This window comes from Amycolatopsis alkalitolerans (genome assembly GCF_006152065.1).
In the GTDB taxonomy this organism is placed as follows: Bacteria; Actinomycetota; Actinomycetes; order Mycobacteriales; family Pseudonocardiaceae; genus Amycolatopsis_E; species Amycolatopsis_E alkalitolerans.
Genome location: NZ_VDFW01000004.1, coordinates 18213 through 40707, shown reverse-complemented (window position 1 = coordinate 40707; position 22495 = coordinate 18213). Strand labels below are relative to the sequence as shown.

General features: G+C 69.6%; 19 protein-coding genes. 11 read left to right on the top strand and 8 right to left on the bottom strand.

Annotated features, from left to right (window positions below):
- Nucleotides 1-9: 9 nt before the first annotated feature.
- Genes FG385_RS06090 through FG385_RS06080 form a run of 3 tightly spaced genes read left to right on the top strand, consistent with a single transcriptional unit; the run spans nt 10 to nt 3734 of the window.
- Complete coding sequence (locus FG385_RS06090; RefSeq protein WP_200834340.1) at nt 10-1185, top strand: DUF445 family protein; 1176 nt, start codon at nt 10-12, stop codon at nt 1183-1185.
- A gap of 9 nt (nt 1186-1194) precedes the next feature.
- On the top strand, nt 1195-2403 hold the full coding sequence (locus FG385_RS06085) for a DUF445 family protein (protein WP_139095621.1): 1209 nt from the start codon (nt 1195-1197) through the stop codon (nt 2401-2403).
- Nucleotides 2404-2423: 20 nt separating this feature from the next.
- Complete coding sequence (locus FG385_RS06080; RefSeq protein WP_139095620.1) at nt 2424-3734, top strand: alginate O-acetyltransferase AlgX-related protein; 1311 nt, start codon at nt 2424-2426, stop codon at nt 3732-3734.
- On the opposite strand, the gene FG385_RS06075 is transcribed toward FG385_RS06080, so the two are convergent.
- Genes FG385_RS06075 through FG385_RS06065 form a run of 3 tightly spaced genes read right to left on the bottom strand, consistent with a single transcriptional unit; the run spans nt 3688 to nt 6272 of the window.
- Nucleotides 3688-4572 (bottom strand): metal ABC transporter permease, encoded by an 885-nt coding sequence (locus FG385_RS06075; RefSeq protein ID WP_139095619.1) that lies wholly within the window; start codon nt 4570-4572, stop codon nt 3688-3690. The two genes, FG385_RS06080 and FG385_RS06075, sit on opposite strands and share 47 nt — an antisense overlap.
- Nucleotides 4573-5373: a metal ABC transporter ATP-binding protein gene (locus FG385_RS06070; RefSeq protein WP_139095618.1), complete on the bottom strand. Its 801-nt coding sequence runs from the start codon at nt 5371-5373 to the stop codon at nt 4573-4575. It lies immediately after the preceding gene.
- Complete coding sequence (locus tag FG385_RS06065; protein ID WP_139095617.1) at nt 5370-6272, bottom strand: metal ABC transporter solute-binding protein, Zn/Mn family; 903 nt, start codon at nt 6270-6272, stop codon at nt 5370-5372. Before FG385_RS06065 ends, FG385_RS06070 begins: the two co-directional genes overlap by 4 nt.
- 198 nt (nt 6273-6470) lie before the next feature.
- Between FG385_RS06065 and FG385_RS06060 the strand changes: the two genes are divergently transcribed.
- From FG385_RS06060 to FG385_RS06050, 3 genes are read left to right on the top strand one after another with little or no spacing between them, the layout of a single operon-like run.
- Nucleotides 6471-7571, top strand: coding sequence for a LacI family DNA-binding transcriptional regulator (locus tag FG385_RS06060; protein WP_139095616.1), 1101 nt, complete (start codon nt 6471-6473; stop codon nt 7569-7571).
- A 30-nt stretch (nt 7572-7601) separates the two neighbouring features.
- Nucleotides 7602-8093, top strand: coding sequence for a beta-class carbonic anhydrase (locus FG385_RS06055; RefSeq protein ID WP_139095615.1), 492 nt, complete (start codon nt 7602-7604; stop codon nt 8091-8093).
- A 9-nt stretch (nt 8094-8102) separates the two neighbouring features.
- On the top strand, nt 8103-8987 hold the full coding sequence (locus tag FG385_RS06050) for an HhH-GPD family protein (protein WP_139095614.1): 885 nt from the start codon (nt 8103-8105) through the stop codon (nt 8985-8987).
- Nucleotides 8988-9104: 117 nt separating this feature from the next.
- Here FG385_RS06050 and FG385_RS06045 read toward each other — a convergent pair whose 3' ends face one another.
- Together FG385_RS06045 and FG385_RS06040 are read right to left on the bottom strand one after the other, a co-directional pair.
- Nucleotides 9105-9854, bottom strand: a complete 750-nt coding sequence (locus tag FG385_RS06045) for an alpha/beta fold hydrolase (RefSeq protein WP_139095613.1) — start codon at nt 9852-9854, stop codon at nt 9105-9107.
- A complete protein-coding gene (locus FG385_RS06040; protein ID WP_139095612.1) occupies nt 9851-11254 on the bottom strand; it encodes an AAA family ATPase in 1404 nt (467 codons plus the stop codon). Before FG385_RS06040 ends, FG385_RS06045 begins: the two co-directional genes overlap by 4 nt.
- A 34-nt stretch (nt 11255-11288) precedes the next feature.
- On the opposite strand from FG385_RS06040, the gene FG385_RS06035 reads away from it, so the two are divergent.
- Both FG385_RS06035 and FG385_RS06030 read left to right on the top strand, forming a co-directional pair.
- On the top strand, nt 11289-11594 hold the full coding sequence (locus FG385_RS06035) for an antibiotic biosynthesis monooxygenase family protein (RefSeq protein WP_139095611.1): 306 nt from the start codon (nt 11289-11291) through the stop codon (nt 11592-11594).
- The gene (locus FG385_RS06030) at nt 11584-12411 is read left to right on the top strand and encodes an SIR2 family NAD-dependent protein deacylase (protein WP_235022411.1); all 828 of its coding nucleotides are present in this window, start codon (nt 11584-11586) and stop codon (nt 12409-12411) included. The genes FG385_RS06035 and FG385_RS06030 overlap by 11 nt, the downstream gene beginning before the upstream one ends.
- Here the strand turns inward: FG385_RS06030 and FG385_RS06025 are convergent.
- The gene (locus FG385_RS06025) at nt 12398-13372 is read right to left on the bottom strand and encodes an endonuclease/exonuclease/phosphatase family protein (protein ID WP_235022410.1); all 975 of its coding nucleotides are present in this window, start codon (nt 13370-13372) and stop codon (nt 12398-12400) included. The two genes, FG385_RS06030 and FG385_RS06025, sit on opposite strands and share 14 nt — an antisense overlap.
- Nucleotides 13373-13523: 151 nt before the next feature.
- On the opposite strand from FG385_RS06025, the gene FG385_RS06020 reads away from it, so the two are divergent.
- Together FG385_RS06020 and FG385_RS06015 are read left to right on the top strand one after the other, a co-directional pair.
- Nucleotides 13524-14471 (top strand): ATP-binding cassette domain-containing protein, encoded by a 948-nt coding sequence (locus FG385_RS06020; protein ID WP_139095881.1) that lies wholly within the window; start codon nt 13524-13526, stop codon nt 14469-14471.
- Entirely contained in the window at nt 14468-15268 is an 801-nt protein-coding gene (locus FG385_RS06015) for an ABC transporter permease (RefSeq protein ID WP_139095610.1), read from the top strand. Before FG385_RS06020 ends, FG385_RS06015 begins: the two co-directional genes overlap by 4 nt.
- Before the next feature lie 43 nt (nt 15269-15311).
- Here the strand turns inward: FG385_RS06015 and FG385_RS06010 are convergent, their stop codons facing one another.
- Both FG385_RS06010 and FG385_RS06005 read right to left on the bottom strand, forming a co-directional pair.
- Complete coding sequence (locus FG385_RS06010) at nt 15312-18422, bottom strand: BTAD domain-containing putative transcriptional regulator (protein ID WP_139095609.1); 3111 nt, start codon at nt 18420-18422, stop codon at nt 15312-15314.
- A 97-nt stretch (nt 18423-18519) separates the two neighbouring features.
- A complete protein-coding gene (locus FG385_RS06005; RefSeq protein ID WP_139095608.1) occupies nt 18520-21069 on the bottom strand; it encodes an ATP-dependent Clp protease ATP-binding subunit in 2550 nt (849 codons plus the stop codon).
- Nucleotides 21070-21408: 339 nt separating this feature from the next.
- Here FG385_RS06005 and FG385_RS06000 point away from each other — a divergent pair, with 339 nt between their 5' ends.
- Nucleotides 21409-22197, top strand: coding sequence for a (2Fe-2S)-binding protein (locus tag FG385_RS06000; RefSeq protein ID WP_200834321.1), 789 nt, complete (start codon nt 21409-21411; stop codon nt 22195-22197).
- The last annotated feature ends 298 nt before the right edge of the window (nt 22198-22495 follow it).

Below are 22495 nucleotides of genomic sequence, written 5' to 3'. Positions count from 1 at the left end.
TACCTGAGCATGCCCTTCATCGCGGCGCTCATCGGCTACCTCACCAAACGGGTCGCCATCGAGATGATGTTCCGGCCGATCGAGTTCGTCGGGATCAGGCCGTTCCTCGGCTGGCAGGGCGTGCTGCCGGCGAACGCCGAGCGGATGGCGGCCACCGCCACCCAAATGCTGATCAGGAACCTCGTCGACCCGAAGGAGATCTTCGCGCGGCTCGATCCGGAACAGGTCGCCAAGGAGGTCGAGGAGCCGCTGCTGGAGATCGTCGAGGACGTCACGCGCGAGGTCATGGAGCAGTACCAGCCGCGGCTGTGGGAAGCGCTTCCCGGTGGCGCGCAGCAACTCCTGCTCAACCGGGTGCGCGCGGAGTCCCCGAAGGCCATCGCGAAGATCATGCGGGAGATCTCGCACGATATCGACGGCGTGCTGGACCTCGAGCACATGGTGGTCACCAACCTGGTCCGCGACAAGGCCCTGCTGAACCGGCTGATCCGGGAGATCTCGCGTCCGGAGATGCGGTTCATCGCCCGCTCGGGCCTCGTGTTCGGGTTCGCGCTCGGCATCGTGCAACTCGCGGTGTGGGCGCTGACGAAATCGCCCATCGTGCTGCCGCTGTTCGGGCTCGGCATCGGCTGGTTCACCGACTGGCTCGCACTGAAGATGATCTTCCTGCCGCGCGAGCCCCGCGAGTTCTTCGGCCTCTACACCTGGCAGGGCGTGTTCCAGAAGCGCAAGGAGCAGGTCTCGGCCGACTACGGCGACATGATCGCGCGCGAGATCATCACGATCCCGAACCTGCTCGAGGAGATCCTGCGCGGGCCCCGCTCGGACAGGCTGTTCCAGATGATCACGCGCGAGGTGCGGCGGACGATCGACGCGCAGGCGAGCCTGGTCAAACCGCTCGTCGCGGTCGCCGTCGGCAGCCGCCGGTTCCAGGAGATGAAGCAGGCCGCCGCGACGAAGGCCGCCGAACGCGTGCCGGACACGATCCGGTACGCCGAGGAGTACGCCACGAACGCGCTCGACGTGCGGAACACGATCTCCGAGCGGATGAAGCGACTGTCCCCTGTGGAGTTCGAAGGGCTGCTGCGCCCGGCGTTCCGGCAGGACGAGTGGAAGCTCATCGCGGTCGGCGCGGTGATCGGCGGCCTCGTGGGTGAGCTGCAGGTCCTGTTCCTGCTGCACTAGTCTTCGCGCGTGGTCGCAGACCTAGCCGCGCACTGGCCGCTCTACCTCGCGATCCCGTTCGTCGCCGCGCTGATCGGGTACGTGACCAAGCGCGTCGCGATCGAGATGATGTTCCGGCCGCTGGAATTCGCCGGGATCCGGCCGTTCCTGGGCTGGCAGGGGGTCGTCCCCAAGCACGGCGGCCGGATGGCGGCGATCGCCACCGATCTGCTCACCTCGAACCTGCTCGACCTCAAGGAGATCTTCGCGCGCATCGATCCGGACCGGCTCACCGCGACCATGGAGCAGCCGCTGCTGCGCGCGGTCGACGAGATCGCGCGCGACGTGCTCGCCGAATACCAGCCCCGGCTGTGGGAAGCGCTCCCCCCGATGGCCCAGGAACTGGTCGTCAAGCAACTGCAGGCGGCGGCTCCGCGCATCGTGCGGGAGCTCATGGCCGATCTGCGCGAGAACCTCGACGACGTGCTCGACGTCAACCACATGACCGTCCAGCACCTCACCCGGGACAAGGCGCTGCTGGTCCGGCTCATCCGCGAGACGACCCGGCCGGAGATGGCGTTCATCGCGCGCTGCGGGATCTACTTCGGCTTCGGACTCGGTGTCGTGCAGGCGTTCGTGTGGGCGCTGACGAAGAACCCGTGGGTGCTGCCGATCTTCGGCGGCTGCATCGGGCTGCTCACCGACTGGCTCGCGATCAAGATGATCTTCCTGCCGCGCGAACCGGTCCGCGTGCTGCCCGGCCTGATCCTGCACGGCAAGTTCCAGCGACGCCGACACGAGGTTTCGCGCCAGTACGGCGAGCTGGTCGCACACGAAGTGCTCACCACGCCGAACCTGGTCGACGCGCTCCTCCGCGGGCCGCGCGCCGACCAGATGGTCTCGATCGTGCGGCGGACCGTGGCGAAGGCGGTCGACGAGCAGGCCGGGCGCTTGATCTCCGTCACGATCGGCGCGGCACGGCTGCGGGAGATGAAGGCGGCCGCGGCGAACCACGCGGTCGCGCGACTGCGGGAGACCGTCCGGCACGCCGAGGGCTACCTCACCGACGCGATGGACGTGGCGAACATGGTCGAACAGCGGATGCTCGCGCTGACCCCGGTGCAGTACGAAGGCCTGCTGCGCCCGGCGTTCCGGCAGGAGGAGTGGAAGCTCATCTCCGTTGGCGGGGTGATCGGGTTCGTCGTCGGCGAGTTGCAGGTTCTGCTGATGTTGCACTAGCGAGCGGATACCGTGTCGGCGTGGCGCAAGAACCGCAGCAACTGCCCGCCGTGCACGAGGCGTGGCTCCCCCGGGAGCATCCGCTGCACCGTCCCCGGCACGGCGGCAAGCAGCTCACCGCGCTGATCAGCGCCATGGTGTTCTTCGTGATGCCGACCCTGCTGTGGGTGTTCGGCGTCCGACCCGGCGAGATCGAGAACCACCGGCTCGCCGGCTTCCCGAGCGTTTCCGCCGGCTGGGGGTTCTTCACCGCCCTGCCGACCTGGGGCACCGATCAGCTCTCGTTCCGCACCGCGGCCATCGAGGCCGCGGACGGGATCAGCCGCGGCGTGTTCGGCGAGCCGCTGCCGCACGACCAGGGCGGCACGTCGAACTCCGGACCGCTGCCAGGCGGCCTCCCGCCCGCGAACGGCGACACCCCGACGCCGGGGGCCGACCTGGGGCCCGTGGACCAGGCCGGCTACCGCCAGGTGATCGAAGGCAAGGACGGCTGGCTGTACTACGGGGTCGACGCCGAGGCCAAATGCGCGCCCAACCGGCCGCTCGCCGACACGATCAAGCTCATCCGGCAGATCCGCGACCTGGTGGTCGCTTCCGGCCGCCAGTTCGTCTGGGTGGTGCCGCCGGACAAGTCGACGATGGTGCCGCAGTTCCTGCCGGCCAGCTATCCCGGCAAGGAGTGCCAGCAGGCCGCCGAGGGCCCGACCTGGTCGCAGCTGGACGCGGCCGGCGTGCTCGATCTGCGCCCCGAACTGCGGGCGGTGGCGACGCAGCTGAACCGTCCGGTGTACACGCCGGACGACACGCACTGGACCGACGAAGGCTCACTCTCACTGACCCGCAACGTGGCCGAAGCCGTGCAACCCGGGGTCACGAAGACCTGGCGCAGCCCGGCGATCGGTTCCTATACCGGCAGCGCCGATCTGCCCAAGCTGATCGGGAAGTCCGGTACCAAGACCAGCGTCCTCTACAACCTCCTGCCCGACGGGGCGACCAACCGGGCCGGCCCGATCATCACGGATATCGAGACGCCGTCGGTGCACGACTCCGCACCGATCACCGGCACCGTCAACACGAAGACGCTGGTGTACGGCGACTCGTTCAGCATCGCCTCGTCGCGGTACCTCACCGGCGCCTTCAGCAACCTGACGCTGCTGGCGTACTCCACCACGAAGACGGACACCCAGCAGGCGGTCGATCAGTTCGTCGCCGCCAGGACCGTGGTGCTGGAGACGGTCGAGCGCGCCGTTTCGGCCGGCGCCCTGCCGTTCTTCGACGACGGGTTCATCGACCAGTTGCGGACGGCACTGGAGCAACATCCGGTGCGGTGACCCGGGTGGCGCGCGAGCGGCGGTAGGCGATCACGCGGCAGACGAGGTAGATCAGGAACGAGATCGCCGTGACGAAGGCGCTGACCGGGACGCCGGGCGCGAGCGACAGGATGATTCCGCCCAGCGCGGCCAACTCCGCGAACAGCACGGCCAGCAACGTCGCGCGCCACGGGTTCGCCGTGACGCGGACCGCGGCGGCCGCCGGGGTGACCATGAGCGAAACCACCAGCAGCGAGCCGACGATCTGCACGCCGAGGGCCGTCGCGATCCCGACGAGCACCGCGAACACGACGGACAGCAGCCGGCCCGGCACCCCGCGCGCGGCGGCGACCTGCGAGTCGACGCTCGCGAACAGCAGCGGGCGGTAGATCACCGCGAGCACCAGCAGCACCACGATCGCAGCCAGGACCAGCACGATGATGTTGGTCGATCCGATCGACACGATCTGCCCGATGAGGATGCCGAACTTGTTCGACGTCCGTCCCGGGTAGAACGACAGCAGCAGCACGCCGAGGCCGAGCCCGAACGACAGGATCACGCCGATCACGGAGTCGCGATCGGACTCCCGCCCGCCGAGCAGCCCCAGCAGGAGCGCCGCCAGCACCGAACCGGCGAGCGCGCCGTACTCGACCCCGATCCCGAGCAGCAGCGCCCCGGCGGCGCCGGTGAACGCGAGTTCCGCCGTGCCGTGCACCGCGAACGACATCCGGCGCGTCACGACCAGCGGGCCGAGCACCCCGGCGACCAGGCCGAGTACCGCCGCGGCCAGCAGCGCGGTCCGCACGAACGGCTCCGACAGCAACTGGACGGTGAGCCCGAAATCGAACAGCTGGCCCACTCAGGACACCCGCTCTTCCTCGTCGAGGTGATGGGCTTCGTCTTCGCACAGCGCGCTCTGCGTCCCGGCCACGTGGATCTGCCCGCCGATCCGGATGACCTCGACCTTGCTCCGGTACAGCTCCGAGAGCGTCGTCGAGTTCATCACCTCCGCCGGCGTGCCGATCCGGAAACGACCGTCCACGAGGTACAGCACCCTGTCCACATAGGACAGAATCGGGTTGAGCTCGTGGGTGACGAACAGCACCGCGGTACCGGCTTCGCGGCGCCGCTGGTCGATCAGGGCGCTCACCGCACGCTGATGCCCGAGATCCAGTGACGCCAGCGGCTCGTCGCACAGCAGCACGTCCGGCTCGCCGACCAGCGCCTGCGCGACGCGCAGCCGCTGCTGCTCGCCGCCCGAAAGGTGCCCGACCGGCGACTTCGCGTACGCCTGCGCACCGACCGACTCGATCGCGGCCGCGACGCGACGGCGGCGCTCGGCCATCCCGCGCAGTCCGAGCCCCCAGCGGTGCCCGTCGAGGCCGAGCCCGACGAGGTCCACGCCCCGTAACGCCAGCGCCTCCTGCATCGCGCGCTGCTGCGGGATGTAGCCGACCGGCCGGTCGCCCGCGATACGCCAAGTGCCGGCCGACAGCGGCTGCAGCCCCAGCAGCACCTTGAGCAGGCTCGTCTTGCCCGACCCGTTCGGTCCGAGGATCGCGAGGAACTCACCGGGCTGGACGCTCAGGTCCAGCCCGGACCAGAGCGTGCGCCCGCGGAAGCCCAGGCTCGCACCGGAGATCTCGACTGCGGCACTCAAGAGTTCAGCGCTCCTGCCAGGGCGTCGACTTGGCCGGTCATCCACGAAATGTAGCCCGTGGCGCCGGCCGGCAGCGTCTCGGTCACGTTGACCACGGGCAACCCGGCCCTCTTCGCGTTGTCCACCACCTGCTGCGTCACGGGCGTCACCGTTTGTGCATTGTTGACAATCGCCTTCACTTGTTTACCATCGATCAGGCTGTTCACCTCGGCGAGCGCGGCCGCGGGCACGTCGTTCTCCTGCTCGACGGCGTCCGAGAACGCGCGCGGGGTCACGTCGGTGACCTTCGCGGTCTCCAGCAGGTAGTGCGCGACCGGTTCGGTGGCGATGACCTTCTCACCGGGATGCGCGGCGCCGGCCTGCTCGGTCTTCGTCTGCAGGCTCGCGACCTTGGCCTTGAACGCGTCGGCGTTGGCGGTGAAGGTCTTCGCGTCGGCGGGGCGCAACTGCCCGAGATCGGCCGCGATCCGGTCGGCGATCTTGTCCACGCTCGCGAAGCTGTACCAGACGTGTTCGTTGTCGTCACCGGTCGCGGCGATGTCGTAGGCCACCAGCTTCTTCGCGTTCGTCGCCTGGTCCGCCAGCTTGGTGAAGAAGTCGTCGTAGCCGCCGCCATTGCCGAGCGTCAGCACAGCCTTCTGGGCGGCGAGGGCGTCCTGCGGGGTCGTCTCGTAGGAGTGCGGGTCCGCGGCCGGGTCGTGGATGATCGACGTGACCTGCACCTGATCGCCGCCGACCGCGGCCAGCACGCTGCCCCACACGTCGGTCGAGGCGACCACGTCGAGCTTCCCGTCAGTGGTGCCGGTGCTGTTACCACCGCCACATCCGGCGAGGGCCAGCGCCAGCGCGGAGGCGGCGGAAACCAAGCCGATCAGGCGCGGCAAACGGCTTTGACGCATCACGGATACTCCCGAAAGTGGCAGGTGGTGGCACCGCCAGTAGTTATTGGAAACGGTTTTCGAGTTCAGCTTACGCCATCGGGTGATGATCTTGCTGTCCCGGGTTAAGCGGATCTGAACGCTGTGTTGCCCCCACCAGGCGCCGAGGCGGCCAGGCTCCGACTTCAGGAATCCGATCTGAACCGTTACGGTTCCCTCATGGGGCGTCCTTTGCGCATGAGGCGACAGGCGACGTTGGCGTCGCTCGCCGCGGAACTCGGCGTGTCCAGGACCACGGTGTCCAACGCCTACAACCGGCCCGACCAGCTCTCGCCCGAGCTTCGCCGCCGGGTGCTGGAGACCGCACGCCGGCTCGGCTACCCGGGCCCGGACCCGGTCGCCCGCTCGCTGCGCACCCGCAAGGCAGGCGCGGTCGGACTGCTGCTCACCGAGAACCTGTCGTACGCCTTTCGCGACCCCGCCGCGATCGGGGTGCTCGAAGGGCTCGCACTCGCCTGCGAGGACGCGGGCGTCGGGCTTCACCTCGTGCCCGCGAGCCCCGGCCGAGACGACGTGGCGGCCGTGCACCGAGCCGGCGTCGACGGGTTCGTCGTCTACTCGGTGCCGGACGACGATCCGCACCTGGCCGCGGTACTGGCCCGCCCTGTTCCGACCGTGATCATCGACCAGCCGCAGATCGAGGGCATCGACCGCGTCGGCCCGGACGACGCGGCGGCGATCACCAAGCTGGCCGAGCACCTCGTTGGCCTCGGCCACCGCCAGGTTGGGGTGCTGTGCATGCGCCTCGGACGTGACCGCAACGACGATTTCGTGTCGCTCGAGCGCCAGCGTGCCGCCCATTTCCACGTACAGAGGAACCGGCTCGAGGCGCTCGCGACGGCGTTCACCAAGGCCGGGGTGGACTGGGCGACCGTGCCTGTCGTCGAGCGCTTCGACCACACCGTCGACGAGGGCGCGTTCGGGGCGCGTCAGCTACTGAGCACATATCCGCAGGTCACGGCCGTGATCTGCACCTCGGACATCCTGGCGCTGGGCGCGCTCGCCGAAGCCGAGCGGCGCGGTCTGCGCGTCCCGGCGGACCTCACCGTGACCGGGTTCGACGGTATCGCCGAGGCCGAGCGCATCGGGCTCACCACGGTGCACCAGCCGGTCCTGGAGAAGGGCCGGGCGGCCGGGAAGCTGCTGCTGTCCGCGGCCGATCACATCAACCCGCAGGTGATCACGCTCCCGACCGACTTGCGGCTCGGGACGACGTCGGCTCCGCCACGAACGATGGAAGAGCACTGGTTCGGACCGTAGAGTGGATGGAACGACGCCGGGAGGGGCCTGATGACCGCGATCGACGTACTGCTGAAGCGCTACGAGAAACTCGAGGACCGGGTTCGGGGTGACCGTTCCAGTCCCCGGCCTTCCCTCCAGATAGCCGTTCTGACCTGCATGGACGCCCGGATCCGGACCTTCGAACTGTTCGGCCTCATCCAGGGCGAGGCGCATATCCTGCGCAATGCCGGCGGGGTGGTCACCGACGACGCGATCCGCTCGCTCGCGCTGTCGCAACGCAAGCTGGGCACGCGTGAGGTGCTCATCGTGCAGCACACCGACTGCGGGCTGTCGATGGTGACCGAGGACGAGTTCAAGGACGAACTCGAAGAGGACACCGGGCTGCGCCCGACCTGGGCGGTCGAGGCCTTCCGCGAGGTGAAGGACAGCGTGCGGACGTCGGTGCGGCGGGCGCGGCGGAGCGCTTTCCTGCCACATACGGACAACGTGCGCGGGTTCGTCTACGACGTGCACACCGGCTGGCTCACCGAGGTCGAGTAGCTTGTCGGGGTGCCTCTTGAGTCCGAGACGCTGATCGACTGGTTCGACAGGACGGGACGCGATCTGCCCTGGCGCAGGCCGGACTGCACCGGCTGGGGAGTGCTCGTCAGCGAGATCATGCTGCAGCAGACGCCCGTCGTGCGCGTGCAGCCGATCTGGGCGGAGTGGCTCGCGCGCTGGCCGGTTCCGTCCGCGCTCGCCGCCGAGAGCCAGGGCGAGGTGCTGCGCGCCTGGGGCAAGCTCGGCTACCCGCGCCGGGCGCTGCGGCTGCACGAGGCGGCGTCGGTGATCGCCGCTTCGCATGGCGACGTCGTACCGTCCGATGTGGACACTCTGCTCGCGTTGCCGGGTATCGGGGCGTACACCGCACGGGCGGTCGCGGCCTTCGCGTACGGCAGGCGGGCGCCGGTGGTGGATACGAACGTGCGCCGGGTGGTGGCCCGGGCCGTGCACGGCGCCGGCGACGCCGGCCCGGCGTCGAATACGCGGGACATGGCGGACGTCGAGGCCCTGCTACCGGCGGCGGCGGCCGGTGCGGCCCGGTTTTCCGCGGCGCTGATGGAACTCGGCGCGCTGGTGTGCACGGCGCGTTCGCCGAAATGCGCGGACTGCCCGGTCTACGACACGTGTGCCTGGCAGCGCGCGGGGCGCCCGGAGTACACGGGCCCGGCCAAACCGGTGCAGAAGTTCGCGGGCACCGACCGGCAGATCCGCGGCAAGCTGCTCGACGTCCTGCGCGCGACCCCGGACCCGGTGCGGAAGGACCGGCTGGACGTCGTATGGCCCGAGGACGCGGGCCGGCGCGACCGGTGCCTGGCTTCGCTCCTGACGGACGGCCTGGTGGAACAGATCCCCGACGGCCGCTTCGCCCTACCCGGCGAACACCACCCCTAACCGGCGTGTTGGCCCGCCACGCTGGCGTGTTGGCCCGCCGCGACACCGAGTTGGCCCGCCGCGACACCGAGCCGTCGCCGCAAGCCAAGTCACCGACGCCGCGGGCAAACACGCCGATCAGCGGCACAGCACGGCGGAGAGGAAGGCTTCGACGGCGCCGCGATACTCGTCGGGGGCCCCGTCGTGCACGATGTGACCGGCGCCTTCGATCACGACGTGAGTCCCGTGTGGGACGCAGGCGGCAAGCTCGGCCTGCTGCCCGGGCGGCATGAGCGTGTGACCGGCCTCGATCACCAGCAGCGGGCACTTCACCCCGGCCACGAACGACCAGTACTCCCGCCGCCCCCATTCGGCCGCGATCTCGTACAGGTCTTCGAGGCGCGCGATCAGGTGGTAGCCGTCCTCGCGCTCCTCCACGCACTCGGTGAAGTAGTTTCCCGTGCTGCCGAAGAACTCCCGCACCTGCGCGAGCGAGCCGAACGGCACCGGCCACGAGTCGAAGTACGCACGCCAGTCATCGACCGTGCGCCCGCGCTGGTCCGGCGCCATGTCCTCGACCACCACCGCCCGCACGAGATCGGGATGCGTCGCCGCGGTCGCCCACGCGTGCAGCCCGCCCATCGAATGCCCGATCAGCACGGCCGGCTCGTCGAACGACCGCAGCAACCCCGCCACGTCCTCGACGAACCGTTCCGTGGTCCACGGCCCAGTCCGCGCGGCCCGCCCGTGCCCGGCCGCGTCGAGCCCGACGACCTGCCCGTACCGGGTCAGCCACCGCGCCACCGGCCACCACGTCCGCGCGCGGCCCATCAGCCCGTGCAGCAACACGATCGGCTGCCCGTGCCCACCGAAGTCGACGACGCTCATCCGCTCCCCAGCAACGACCTGGTCAGCGACTCCCGCGAATCGTTCATCTCCCGCAGCGCCTGCTTGAGCGCCGGGTCGTCCACCGGGACCGGGTTCTCCCGCACCCCCGCGTGCAACTGGTGCAGGACGGCCCGCCGCAGCAACTCCTTGATGAACGACGCCGTGACCCCGTCGGTCTGCGCGACAACCGGCTCGAGGTCGGCTCGCAGGTCCACGTCGCGCCCGTACAGTTCGAGCAACTGCCGCCGCCCGGCCGCGTCCGGTCTCGGGATCTCCACGGCGAGATCGACGCGGCCCGGCCGGTCGGCCAGGGCCTTCTCCAGCTCCCGTGCCCGGTTCGTGGTGAGCACGAAGGTCACATCGGCGTCCGCGCCGATCCCGTCCATCGCGTCGAGCAGGCTGAACAGCAACGGGTTCGTCCCCGGCCCGATCGAGCGGTCCTGCGCGACCAGGTCGACGTCCTCCAGGACCAGCAGCGAGGGCTGCAGGCGCCGGGCGAGTTCGGCGGCCTTGCTGATGAACCGCATCGCGCCGCCGGTGAGGATGATCACCGTATGCCGGTCGAGCCGCCCCATCAGATAGCGCAGGGTGTGGGTCTTCCCGGTACCGGGCGGGCCGTGCAGCAGCAGCCCGCGCTTGAGGTGCTGCCCGACCGCGCGCAACCGCTCGGCGTGCTCGGCGATGCCGATGGTGTGCCGTTCGATCGTGGCCAGCACGCCTTCGGGCAGGACGACATCCGAGGGCGCTAGCTTCGGCCGGGGCAGGAAGGTGACCAGTTCGTTGCCGCGGTACTCGCTGCTGCCGAACGCGAGCACCTGCCCCCGGAGCACGTCATGCACCCCGATGAGCCGTTCGATCCGGTCCCGGACCGCACCGGCCGCGGCCCGGTCGGCGGCGAGCACCTCGAATTTGACCGTCGCCATCGGGCCGTGCTGCGGGTTCATCCCGCGCATCGCGACCACCACCGGTGTCCCGTCCGGCGCCGCGGTCGTGACCAGGCCGAACTGCACGACCTCCTCGGCGTCTTCCGGCCCGGTGGCCTCCGTCTTGTAGTCCACCGCGCCGGGTTCGAACGTGCCGTCGCGGCGGGCCGTGGCGAGCATGCCGAGCACCTCTTCGTTGCTGCGGTTGGCGCCCGCGACGCCGAACCACTCGTGCCCGCCGTCCCGCTCGGCGAGGTAACGCTCGACCCCGCGGTGCACGTTGACGTGTTCCCACGGCGGGAACTCCCGCGCCACCAGCACCAGCTGCTGCAACGGGGCGCCGAGGTGCTTGGTCACCCGCGCGATCAGCTCGGCCGCCGGCGTGTCCCCGTCCACCGCGTCCGCCGCCGAGCGAAGGATGCGCTGCAGGTCGGCGGCGAGTGCCCGGCTCCGGGCGGCTTCGGCCTCATCGCTCATTCCAGCAGCCTTCCAGATGAGTAGGGTGGTCCGCATGGCAGTTGTCAAGATCAACGCAATCGAGGTCCCCGAAGGCGCCGGCCCTGAGCTGGAGAAACGGTTCGCCAACCGGATGCACGCGGTGGACAGTCAGCCCGGCTTCCTCGGCTTCGAGCTGCTGCGCCCCGTCTCCGGTGAGAATCGCTACTTCGTGTACACGAAGTGGGAGTCCGAGGAGGCTTTCAAGGCGTGGGCCGAAGGCCCGTCGCGTGAGGCGCACTCGGGTGAGCGCGCCAAGCCGGTGGCGAGCGGCGCGAGCCTGCTGGAGTTCGAGGTCGTCCCGCTGGACAGTGCCGAGTAGCGGGGAACTGCGCAGGGCCGCCGAGCTGATCGCGGGCGCGGGCGCCCTGCTGGTGTGCGCGGGCGCCGGTATGGGCGTCGATTCCGGGTTGCCCGATTTTCGCGGTGACGAAGGGTTCTGGCGCGCGTACCCGCCCTATGCCCGGCTCGGCCTGCGGTTCGCCGAGCTCGCCGACCCGCGGCATTTCGCCGAAGATCCCGCGCTGGCTTGGGGTTTCTACGGTCACCGCCTCCGGCTGTACCGGGAAACGATGCCGCACAAGGGTTTCTCGCTGCTGCGCGATTGGGGCGCCGCCAGGCCGGGCGGCTCGGCGGTCTTCACCTCCAATGTGGACGGACAGTTCCAGGCGGCCGGGTTCCTGCTCGTCGCCGAGGTGCACGGTTCGATCCATCGCCTGCAATGCGCGGTCCCGTGCGGCACCGAGATCTGGTCCGCGGACGGGCTCGAACCGCGGATCGACGAGGATTCGATGCGCGCGGCCGAGCCGTTGCCCGAATGCCCCGCGTGCGGTGGCCTCGCCCGGCCGAACATCCTGATGTTCGGCGATTTCGACTGGATCTCCCACCGCAGTGACGACCAGTTGCGCGCGGTGAACGAGTGGCGCCGCGACCACCCGGACCTCGTCGTCATCGAGTTGGGCGCCGGCCAGGCGGTACCGACCGTCCGGCGCTACGCCGAACTCGCCAGCGCCGCGACCGGCGCGCTCATCCGCGTCAACCCGCGCGAACCGGAGATCCGGCACGATCGCGGCGTTTCGCTGCCCTACGGCGCGCTGGACACGCTCACCGCGATCGACGAGTTGCTCACGGCAGGGTGAGCTCGGCGAGCACGGCCCGATGGTCGGAATCCGGCACGTCGAGCACGCGATAGGCGTCGACGGCGACGCGCGGGTCCACGAGTACGTGATCGATCGTCACCGGCGGCGGGAAGAACGAAGACGGCCAGGTGGGCTTGAACCCCTCACCGCGGTTCAGCGCCGCGTCGGTGTAGCCACCGCTGAGCAGGTCACGGAATGTCGCGTGGTCGACCGTCGAGTTGAAGTCCCCGGCGAGGACCCGCACCGGCCCCCCGCTGTCCGGCCGGGGCAGACCGCCCATCTCCTTCTTCCACTGCGCCGCGTCCGTCGTCGGCGGGATCGGGTGCACGGCGACGATCTCGACGGGCGTGCCGTTGACGTCGGCCCGCGCGCTCGGCTGCGCCATCAGCGACGGCCCGGCCAAGGACTGCTGGGTCAGCGGGTACCGCGAGGCGATCCCCGAACCGGCGCCGCCATACCGCGGCTCGAAGACCCGGTGCGGCAGCACGTCGAACAGCCCCGCCCGCTCGAACTCGCCGGCCTCGCGCGGAGTCAGTTCCAGCAGGTTGAGCACGTCGACCTTGTTGTCCCGGACCAGCCGCACGATGGTCTTCACGTCGGCCCGCCCCAGATACTGGTTCGACGACATGACCCGCAGGTGGGCGCCGTGCGCGGCCGGCTGCGCGGAGGCGAACGCGCGCGGCAGGAGCGTGCCGGCCACCGCGAGTGCGACCGCGAGCACGATCCCGCCGATCCACCAGTGCCGGAACGCCAGCGAGAACCCGCCAAGGAGCAGGCCGCCGATCGTCCAGTACGGGGTCAGCGCGAGCAGCGCGGCCGTCACCCGGTTGCCGTCGACGCCGATCAGCCGCAGCGCGGCGATCTCCAGGAAGGCCACGGCCAGCACGATGAGCGCGATCATCCGGAGGTTCCGGCCGTAGGAGCGGGCCCGCGGCGCGGCCGGGGCTTCGGCGGTGTGCACACGACCTTTTCTACGCGAGATCGCGGTATGAGGGCTGTCAACAATCGACTTGAAGGCCCTGTCAGGTGCTGCCAGCGCCTGACAGCGCGCTGTGCGCGACCTGCCAGCGGACCCGGGCATCTTGTCCTCGTGCGACGACAAGGAGGACGAGATGTCGCTGGCGATCCAGGCGGAAGGCCTGGTCAAACGTTTCGGGGAAACGGTCGCGCTGAACGGGGTGGATCTGCGGGTGCCGACCGGGAAGGTGGTCGGCGTGCTCGGCCCGAACGGGGCCGGGAAGACGACGGCGGTCCGGATCCTGGCCACGCTGCTGCGGCCGGATGCGGGGCACGCCACGGTCGGGGGCTTCGACGTGGTGCGCGATCCGGTGCGGGTGCGTTCGCTGATCGGGCTGACCGGCCAGTACGCCTCGGTGGACGAGGACCTGTCGGGGACCGAGAACCTGGTGCTGATCGGGCGGCTGCTGGGACTGTCCCGGCCGGGGGCGAAAGCACGGGCGGCGGAACTGCTCGAGCAGTTCGAACTGACCGAGGCCGCCGGCCGGGCGGCCAAGACCTACTCGGGCGGGCTGCGGCGGCGCCTCGACCTCGCCGCGAGCCTCGTCGGGCGGCCACAGGTGCTCTACCTCGACGAGCCCACCACCGGCCTTGACCCCCATGCGCGCAACGAGGTGTGGAACGTCGTGCGGCGGCTCGTCGCCGACGGCGCGACGGTGCTGCTGACCACGCAGTACCTCGACGAGGCCGACCAGCTGGCCGACTCGATCACCGTCATCGACCACGGGCGCGTTGCGGCCGAAGGTCGTGCCGACGAACTGAAGCGGCGAGTCGGCGGGCAGACGATGCTGGTGCGGCCGACCTCACTGTCCGATATGGACGTAGTCGAGCGCATTCTCGCCGATCTGACCGGGACCATCCCGGTGCGCGACGACGACACGGGACTGCTCACCGCGCCCGTCGCGGACCCGGTCCTACTGTCCACAATGGTCCGCAAGCTGGACGAGGCCGGTATCACCGCCGACGAGCTCGCCCTGCGGCTGCCCAGTCTGGACGAGGTCTTTCTTGCCCTGACCGGAAAGCCCACGGAGGTGGTCGCATGACCGCGGCCGTTCTCGCACCACCGCGCCACATCAGCCCGGCGAAGGCGCTGCAGCATGGATTCTCCCTTGCCTGGCGCGGGGTCCTGAAGATCCGCAAGAACCCGGAGCAGCTGATCGACGTGACGATCCAGCCGATCCTGTTCCTGGTGATGTTCGTGTACCTGTTCGGTGGCGCGGTCGCCGGCAGCACGGGCGCGTACCTGCAGAACCTGGCACCCGGCCTGCTGGTGCAGAACACACTGATGGCGAGCCTGTCCGCCGGGGTCGCGCTCAACACCGACGTGAGCAAGGGTGTGTTCGACCGGTTCCGCAGTATGCCGATCGCGCGGTCCGCGCCACTGGTGGGCGCGGTGCTCGCGGACGTCGTGCGTTACCTGGTCGCGGTCGCGGTGCTGCTGATCATGGCGACGATCATGGGCTTCCGCATCCACACCAACCCCGCCGCCGCGCTCGGCGCTGCGGCGTTGATGGTGGTGGCGGGCCTGTGCTTCTGCTGGATCGCCGTGTTCATCGGCATGCTCGTCGAGAATCCAGGTTCGGTGCAGGGCATCATGATCGCGGTCATCTTCCCACTCACCTTCGGCAGCAACGTGTTCGTGCCGAGCCAGACGATGCCCGGCTGGCTGCACGCGTGGTCCGACGTGAGCCCGGTGAGCCTGCTCGCCGACGCGATGCGGGGCCTGCTCGTCGGTGGTGAGGTCGGCGGCCCGCTGCTGGGTGCGCTGGCCTGGATGGCGGGGGTGGTGCTGGTGTTCTTCCCGCTCGCGATGCGCGCCTACCGGCGCCGGGTGGGCTGACCACGGATGCGGAGCCGCTTCCAGGGGAGCCGGCTCCGCCGTTTCAGATCCCGAACTCCGTGCGCAGACTCGCCAGGGCGTCCTCTTTGGACATTTCCGCGCCGGTGCGGTAAGCGCTTTCAAACCCGGCTTCGCCGAGCTCCCGCCGGCACACGGAGGCGAGTTCCGCCAGCTCGGGATCGCCACGGTCGAACACGCCACGAACCACCTCGGTGACGCCGAGCGTCCACGCGGCACGCGCATAGTCCCCTTCCGCACCCCGCAGGAGGGCCCCGGCCTGCGCGGCGACCGCGACGTCCGGCATGTCCTGCCGGCCGGTCGACAGCCGGATCGCCGTGGGCAGGTGCTCGCGGGCGACGGCCAGGTCGCCCGCGGAAACGGCGAGTGCCGAACGGAACAGCGCAACCCATTCGTCGGCCATCATCATCGGGAACGGCAGCCGGGGGGCGACCGAGGTCAGCCAGTCCAGTTCCCGGCGCGCCTCGTCGAGGTTCCCGGCCCGCCGCGCGAGGTCGATCAGCGTGAACCGCGCGATGGCCCGGAACTCGAGCCGGCCGCTGGCGTCGGCGATCTCCTGTGCCTCCCGGATGTCGCGCCACGCGCCAGGCCAGTCGCCGGCCCGCATCCGCTCGGTGGCCAGCCGCGACAGCGACTGCACGGTGTCGTCGCCCGAATCCAACTCTCGCGCCAGCGTCAGACCCTGCAGGTAACCGTCGATGGCCTCGTCGTGCCTGCCACGCAGCGAGAGCGCGTTCGCACGCATCGCGAGCGTCATCGCCATCCCCCACCGGTCGCCGGCATCCTTGAACCCGGCGAAGGCCGCGTCGCGCGCCCTCTCACTTCCCTCCAGATCACCCGCGTCGTCGAGGACGAAGGCCTGCACCCAGCGCGCGCAGGCACGTGCCCACGGGTCGGGGAACGCGAGCGCCCGCCGCAACTCGCGGTCGGCCAGGTCCAGGTCACGAGAGAGGAAGGTCAGCATCGGCACGGCCAGCGCCAGCGAGGGAAACCGTTCCCCCACGTTCAGCCGCGCGCATTCGTCGACGAGCTCACGCAACCGCGGCAGCGGCCCCCGCATCGGCAGGCTGAGCACGAGCGCGTTCATCACGGCGAACGCGGCGGAGACGTCCTCGGGGATCCGGCCCCGGTACCCGTCCACGGTGGCGAAGAATTCGAACGGCTGCTCGTTGAACCCGCGAATCACCCAGTACCAGGCCAGTGCGGCTACGAACCGGGCGGCCGTCTCGGCGTCGTCGGCCTTCACCGCGCGGCGCAGGGCGGTGACCATGTTGTCGTGCTCGGCCTCGAACGTCCTGATCGCGCGCAGCTGCTCGCCTGTGCGCAGCACTGGTTCGTTCCCCTCGGCCAGGCGCAGGAAATGCTCGGCGAAGCGGCTGGTGACCAGGTCGCGCTCGCCCGCCTCGTCGAGCCGTTCCTCGCCGTAGACGCGGATGGTCTCCAGCATCCGGTAGCGCCCGTCCAGGCTGTCCACAATGGATTTTTCGACCAGTGAGCCGAGCACGTACAGCACATCCTCGCCCGCCAGCAGATCGTCGGCGCAGATTTCCTCGATCGCGGGAACCGTCGCCCCACCGGGAAATATCGAGAGGCGGCGGGCCAGCACGCGTTCCGGTTTCTCCAGCAGGTCCCAGCTCCACTCGACGACCGCGCGCAGCGTGCGCTGCCGTGGCAGTGCGACCCGGTTGCCCGAGGTGAGCAGGCGGAACCTGTCGTCGAGCCGTTTCGCGATCTGCTCGGCGCTCATGGACCGCAGCCTCGCTGCGGCGAGTTCGAGCGCGAGCGGCATCCCGTCCAGCCTGCTGCAGATCTCGTGTACCGGCTCGTGGCTGGCCTCGTCGAGCGCGAACCCGGGCCGGACGGCCGCCGCGCGCTCGGCGAACAGCCGCATCGCCGCCGGATCTTCGAGCGGGCCGAGCGGGCAGATCAGTTCGCCGGTGATGGCAAGCGCTTCCCGGCTGGTCGCGAGGATGCGCAGGTTCGGGAGCCTGGTCAACAGCTCGTGCGCCAGCTCGGCGGCCGCCGCCACGAGATGTTCGCAGTTGTCCAGCAGGAGCAGTCCTTCGCTGCTGCCGATCAGTTCGCTGACGCGGTCGAGCGGGTCGTTGGAGTGGCGGGTGTTCAGGCGCATGTCGAGTGAGCCGAGGGCGGCGAGCACCGCGCTGGTCACGTCACCAGGTTCCCGGACCGAGGCGAGCGCGACGAACCACACGCGGCCGTGCTGGTGTGAGGGATGGCGTGCGGCGGCTTCGGTCGCGAGACGGGTCTTGCCGGCGCCGCCCGACCCCGTGAGCGTGACCAGACGCGCGGTGTCGAGCGAGCGCGCGAGCAGGTCGAGCTCCCGCTCCCGGCCGACGAAACTCGTGAGCCGGACGGGCAGGTGGTCGTTCTCGGGGCGTGGCGCCGCACGCTCACCGCGCAGCACCGCGAGGTGGGCCTCCTGGAGTTCCGCCGACGGGTCGACGCCCAACTCGTCGGCGAGGGTCACGCGGATGTGCTCGAACACGGCGAGTGCGTCGGACTGGCGACCCGCCGCGTACAGGGCCCGAATGCGCAGCCCGGCGAGGCGTTCGCGCAACGGGTGCCTGGCGCCGGCGGCCTCGAGATCGACGAGGACGTCGGCGTGGTGGCCGAGTTCGAGCTCGGCCGCGAACCGGTCCTCCATCGCGGCGAGGCGCAGTTCGTCGAGACGAGTAGCCGGCGCTTGCGCGAACGGCGCGTCAAGGACGTCCGAAAACGCCTCCCCACGCCACAGCGCGAGGGCCTCGTTCAGCGTGGCGGCGGCTTCGGCGTGCCTGCCCGCGGCGACCGCCCGCCTGCCGCGCGCGGCAAGCTCCTCGAACCGGTGCGCGTCGACTTCCTCGACCTTGAGCAGGTAACCGCCGTTCGCCGAAGTCAGCCGGGCCCCGTCACCGAGCGCGCGGCGAAGGCGGGAGACGAGGGACTGCAAGGCGTTCGCGGCGTCGGCGGGCGGCTCGACGCCCCACAGCCCGTCGACGAGGGCGTCCGCCGTGACAGACCGGTTCGCGTCGAGTGCAAGCCTGGCCAGCAGCGTGCGCAATCGAGCGCCGCCGACCTCGATCGGCGCGCCGTCATCCGCCCTGGCACTGACCGGGCCGAGCACGCACACCCGCACCGGTCAAGCTTCCCAGATCCGGACTGAGACCGGCGGCGAACACCACGACACACGACGAAGCGCCCCTGCGTGGGCAGGGGCGCTTCGCTTCTCCTGATTAGTCTTCTCGCTCGTGGCGCGGGTCGTTCGCGGCGCCGATGGACACGGGCGGGGCGTCCGGCACTTCGAGCGGCTTGGCCTCGCCGCGGAAGGTGAAGTGCGCCTGGTCGTCCTTGTCCTCGGTGTTCCCGCTCCAGCCCTCGACGTCGACGATGATGATCTGACCGGGCTCCACCTCGCCGAACAGGATCTTCTCGGACAGCTGGTCCTCGATCTCCCGCTGGATGGTGCGGCGCAGCGGACGGGCGCCGAGCACCGGGTCGAAGCCGCGCTTCGCGAGCAGCGCCTTCGCCTTGTCGGTCAGCTCGATCGCCATGTCCTTGGCCTTGAGCTGGGTCTCCACCCGGGTCACCATCAGGTCCACCATCTCGATGATCTGCTCGCGGGTGAGCTGGTGGAAGACGATGATGTCGTCGATCCGGTTGAGGAACTCCGGTCGGAAGTGCTTCTTCATCTCCTCGTTGACTTTTTGCTTCATCTTGTCGTACTTGGCTTCGCCTTCGTTGCCAGACGAGAAGCCAAGGCTCACGGACTTGGAGATGTCCTGCGTGCCCAGGTTCGAGGTGAAGATCAGCACTGTGTTCTTGAAGTCGACCGTGCGGCCCTGACCGTCGGTGAGGCGACCGTCCTCCAGCACCTGCAGCAGCGTGTTGTAGATCTCCTGGTGCGCCTTCTCGATCTCGTCGAACAGCACCACCGAGAACGGCTTGCGCCGCACCTTCTCGGTGAGCTGGCCGCCCTCCTCGTAACCCACGTACCCAGGAGGGGCACCGAACAGGCGCGAGGCGGTGTAGCGGTCGTGGAACTCGCCCATGTCGATCTGGATGAGCGCGTCGTCCTCGCCGAACAGGAACGCGGCAAGCGCCTTGGACAGCTCGGTCTTACCGACACCGGACGGGCCGGCGAAGATGAACGAACCGGACGGGCGCTTCGGGTCCTTCAGGCCGGCGCGGGTGCGGCGGATGGCCTGCGACACCGCCTTGACGGCGTCCTCCTGGCCGATGATCCGCTTGTGCAGCTCGTCCTCCATGCGGAGCAGACGCGTGGTCTCCTCCTCGGTGAGCTTGAACACCGGGATACCGGTCCAGTTGGCCAGGACCTCGGCGATCTGCTCGTCGTCGACCTCCGCGACGACGTCCAGGTCACCGTCCTTCCACTGCTTCTCCCGCTCGGACTTCTGGCCCAGCAGGGTCTTCTCCTCGTCACGCAACCGGGCCGCACGCTCGAAGTCCTGCGCGTCGATCGCGTTCTCCTTGTCGCGACGAACGGCGGCGATCTTCTCGTCGAACTGGCGCAGGTCCGGCGGCGCGGTCATCCGGCGGATGCGCATCCGGGCACCGGCCTCGTCGATCAGGTCGATCGCCTTGTCGGGCAGGAACCGGTCGTTGATGTACCGGTCGGCCAGCGTCGCGGCCGCGACCAGCGCCGAATCGGTGATCGTCACGCGGTGGTGCGCCTCGTAACGGTCCCGCAGGCCCTTGAGGATCTCGATCGTGTGCTCGAGCGAGGGCTCGCCGACCTGGATCGGCTGGAAGCGGCGCTCCAGCGCGGCGTCCTTCTCGATGTACTTGCGGTACTCCTCGAGCGTGGTGGCGCCGATCGTCTGCAGCTCACCGCGGGCCAGCATCGGCTTGAGGATCGAGGCCGCGTCGATCGCGCCCTCGGCGGCACCCGCGCCGACGAGCGTGTGCAGCTCGTCGATGAACAGGATGATGTCGCCACGGGTCTTGATCTCCTTGAGCACCTTCTTCAGGCGCTCTTCGAAGTCACCGCGGTAGCGCGAACCGGCGACCAGGGAGCCGAGGTCGAGGGTGTAGAGCTGCTTGTCCTTCAGCGTCTCCGGGACCTCACCCTTGACGATGTTCTGCGCGAGCCCCTCGACGACAGCGGTCTTGCCGACGCCGGGCTCGCCGATCAGCACCGGGTTGTTCTTGGTGCGCCGCGACAGCACCTGCATGACCCGCTCGATCTCCTTGCCGCGCCCGATGACCGGGTCGAGCTTGCCCTCGCGGGCCGACGCCGTCAGGTTGCGGCCGAACTGGTCGAGGACCAGCGAAGACGACGGGGTGCCCTCGCCGCGGCCGGCCCCGGCCTCGGCGGGCTCCTTGCCCTGGTAACCGGACAGCAGCTGCAGCACCTGCTGGCGCACCCGGTTCAGGTCCGCGCCGAGCTTGACGAGCACCTGCGCGGCCACGCCCTCGCCCTCGCGGATGAGCCCGAGCAGGATGTGCTCGGTGCCGATGTAGTTGTGGCCGAGCTGCAGCGCTTCGCGCAACGACAGCTCGAGCACCTTCTTGGCTCGCGGGGTGAAGGGGATGTGCCCGCTCGGAGCCTGCTGGCCCTGGCCGATGATCTCCTCGACCTGCTGGCGGACGCCCTCCAGCGCGATGCCCAACGATTCGAGCGCCTTGGCGGCGACACCCTCACCCTCGTGGATCAAACCCAGGAGGATGTGCTCGGTGCCGATGTAGTTGTGGTTAAGCATCCTGGCCTCTTCCTGAGCCAGGACGACCACCCGCCTCGCGCGGTCGGTGAACCTCTCGAACATTCCCACTCCCTCGACTGCTGCGCCGGCGGTGAGTCTCCATCCTCGCGATGGATTCAGCACCGTGAGTCCACTGTAGTAGCCAACGGCTCACACCGGACTACCACTCGGGCGGATTAGGTCACAGAAGTCAGCTCGCCGGCTTGTGCCGGCCATGCGTTCTCGCTGGTAACTGACATCTGTACCAACGTGTGCCGGCCCGGCGGGATTCCACTGATCGCGTTTGTCCGCTCACCGCGAACACCCCTGGCCGCCCCCGCTCGGATGCCATCTCCGACGAGAGATTGTAAGGTTAGGCAGACCTAACACTGAGACGGAGCAGCGGGGGTTCTGATCGACACTGTGCGACAGCACCCCGCGTTCGATCTCGGTGCCTCGGTCACGAAGGTCGCGGCACTGCAGCAGCGCCTCGAGTTGCGCCCTGACCTGCCCGCGGGTGACGGCTGGCGACGCTGTTCGGAGTTGCTCGCGGACCCGGCGCGGTTCGACATCTGGCGCAAGCGGCTCGCGGGGTGGCTGCGAGCCCGCTTCGGCGAAGCACCCGCTCGGACCACGGCCGGTTACGTGATGTCGTGGTACCTGCATGTACCCGCCTACACCGCGGCGATGCTGCTGTATCACGAACGGCGGGTACCGCTGCTCCACCCAGCCGAACTCGCGTTCCGCCTCGCCGGCGACCGGCCGCATCCGGACGGGATCGCCGTACTCGGGGGCGAGTTCTACTGTCTGCCCGCCGATCCCGCCGCCGGCCGCCGCGAAGCGACGGTCGTCCCGGACGAACGGGCGCTCGCCGCGGCGCTGCGCGTCCGATATGTCGCGCACGCGGCGAAGTTCGTGCGCGCCTACGGACCGGTCAGCAGGCTGGGCCGCCGGACGTTGTGGGCCGCCGCGACCGACGCGCTGGAGAACTCCCTGTGGTGGGCCGGCCGCCAGAACGGCGACGAGGGTGCAGGGGTGGCGGACGCGGCACTGGTCCTCGACGCGCGGCACGCGCCCCTCACGTCGCCGTCGAAGCTGTACCTCGACGGCGACAACGGCTGGACCCGCCAGCGGGAAAGCTGTTGCTTCTCTTATCTACTGCCGGGCGAGGCCGAATGCGCCGAATGCCCGCGCACCCGCCGCCGGACGTGACCTTCGCCACGCGGGCCCGGCTGGTTCCGGATGGCGAAATGCCATGTTGAACGCGGGACACTAAACGCCGCCGAAATGTGTCACCCGGCCGCCATCCGCACTCCCCGCGCCCGGGATTGCGGTAACCAATGCCCGCGGACCGGAGAATCGGGCAAGTCATCGGGCGTCCGCCGTGATCAGAACCATGCCCTGCAACTTGCAGCGACAGTTTCGGCGATCCGTACCACGCCCGGCTAGAACGTAGTTCAAGATTCCACGGATACGAACAAGGCCGCCGGAACGAATCCCGGCGGCCCGT

Bases quoted from the DNA above. Each gene is read 5' to 3' on its own strand.
- FG385_RS06060 (WP_139095616.1), top strand. From the start codon at position 6,471: ATGGGGCGTCCTTTGCGCATGAGGCGACAGGCGACGTTGGCGTCGCTC.
- FG385_RS06040 (WP_139095612.1), bottom strand. From the start codon at position 11,254: ATGAGCGATGAGGCCGAAGCCGCCCGGAGCCGGGCACTCGCCGCCGAC.
- FG385_RS06090 (WP_200834340.1), top strand. From the start codon at position 10: ATGCCCTTCATCGCGGCGCTCATCGGCTACCTCACCAAACGGGTCGCC.
- FG385_RS06045 (WP_139095613.1), bottom strand. From the start codon at position 9,854: ATGAGCGTCGTCGACTTCGGTGGGCACGGGCAGCCGATCGTGTTGCTG.
- FG385_RS06055 (WP_139095615.1), top strand. From the start codon at position 7,602: ATGACCGCGATCGACGTACTGCTGAAGCGCTACGAGAAACTCGAGGAC.
- FG385_RS06005 (WP_139095608.1), bottom strand. From the start codon at position 21,069: ATGTTCGAGAGGTTCACCGACCGCGCGAGGCGGGTGGTCGTCCTGGCT.
- FG385_RS06015 (WP_139095610.1), top strand. From the start codon at position 14,468: ATGACCGCGGCCGTTCTCGCACCACCGCGCCACATCAGCCCGGCGAAG.
- FG385_RS06065 (WP_139095617.1), bottom strand. From the start codon at position 6,272: ATGCGTCAAAGCCGTTTGCCGCGCCTGATCGGCTTGGTTTCCGCCGCC.
- FG385_RS06035 (WP_139095611.1), top strand. From the start codon at position 11,289: ATGGCAGTTGTCAAGATCAACGCAATCGAGGTCCCCGAAGGCGCCGGC.
- FG385_RS06020 (WP_139095881.1), top strand. From the start codon at position 13,524: ATGTCGCTGGCGATCCAGGCGGAAGGCCTGGTCAAACGTTTCGGGGAA.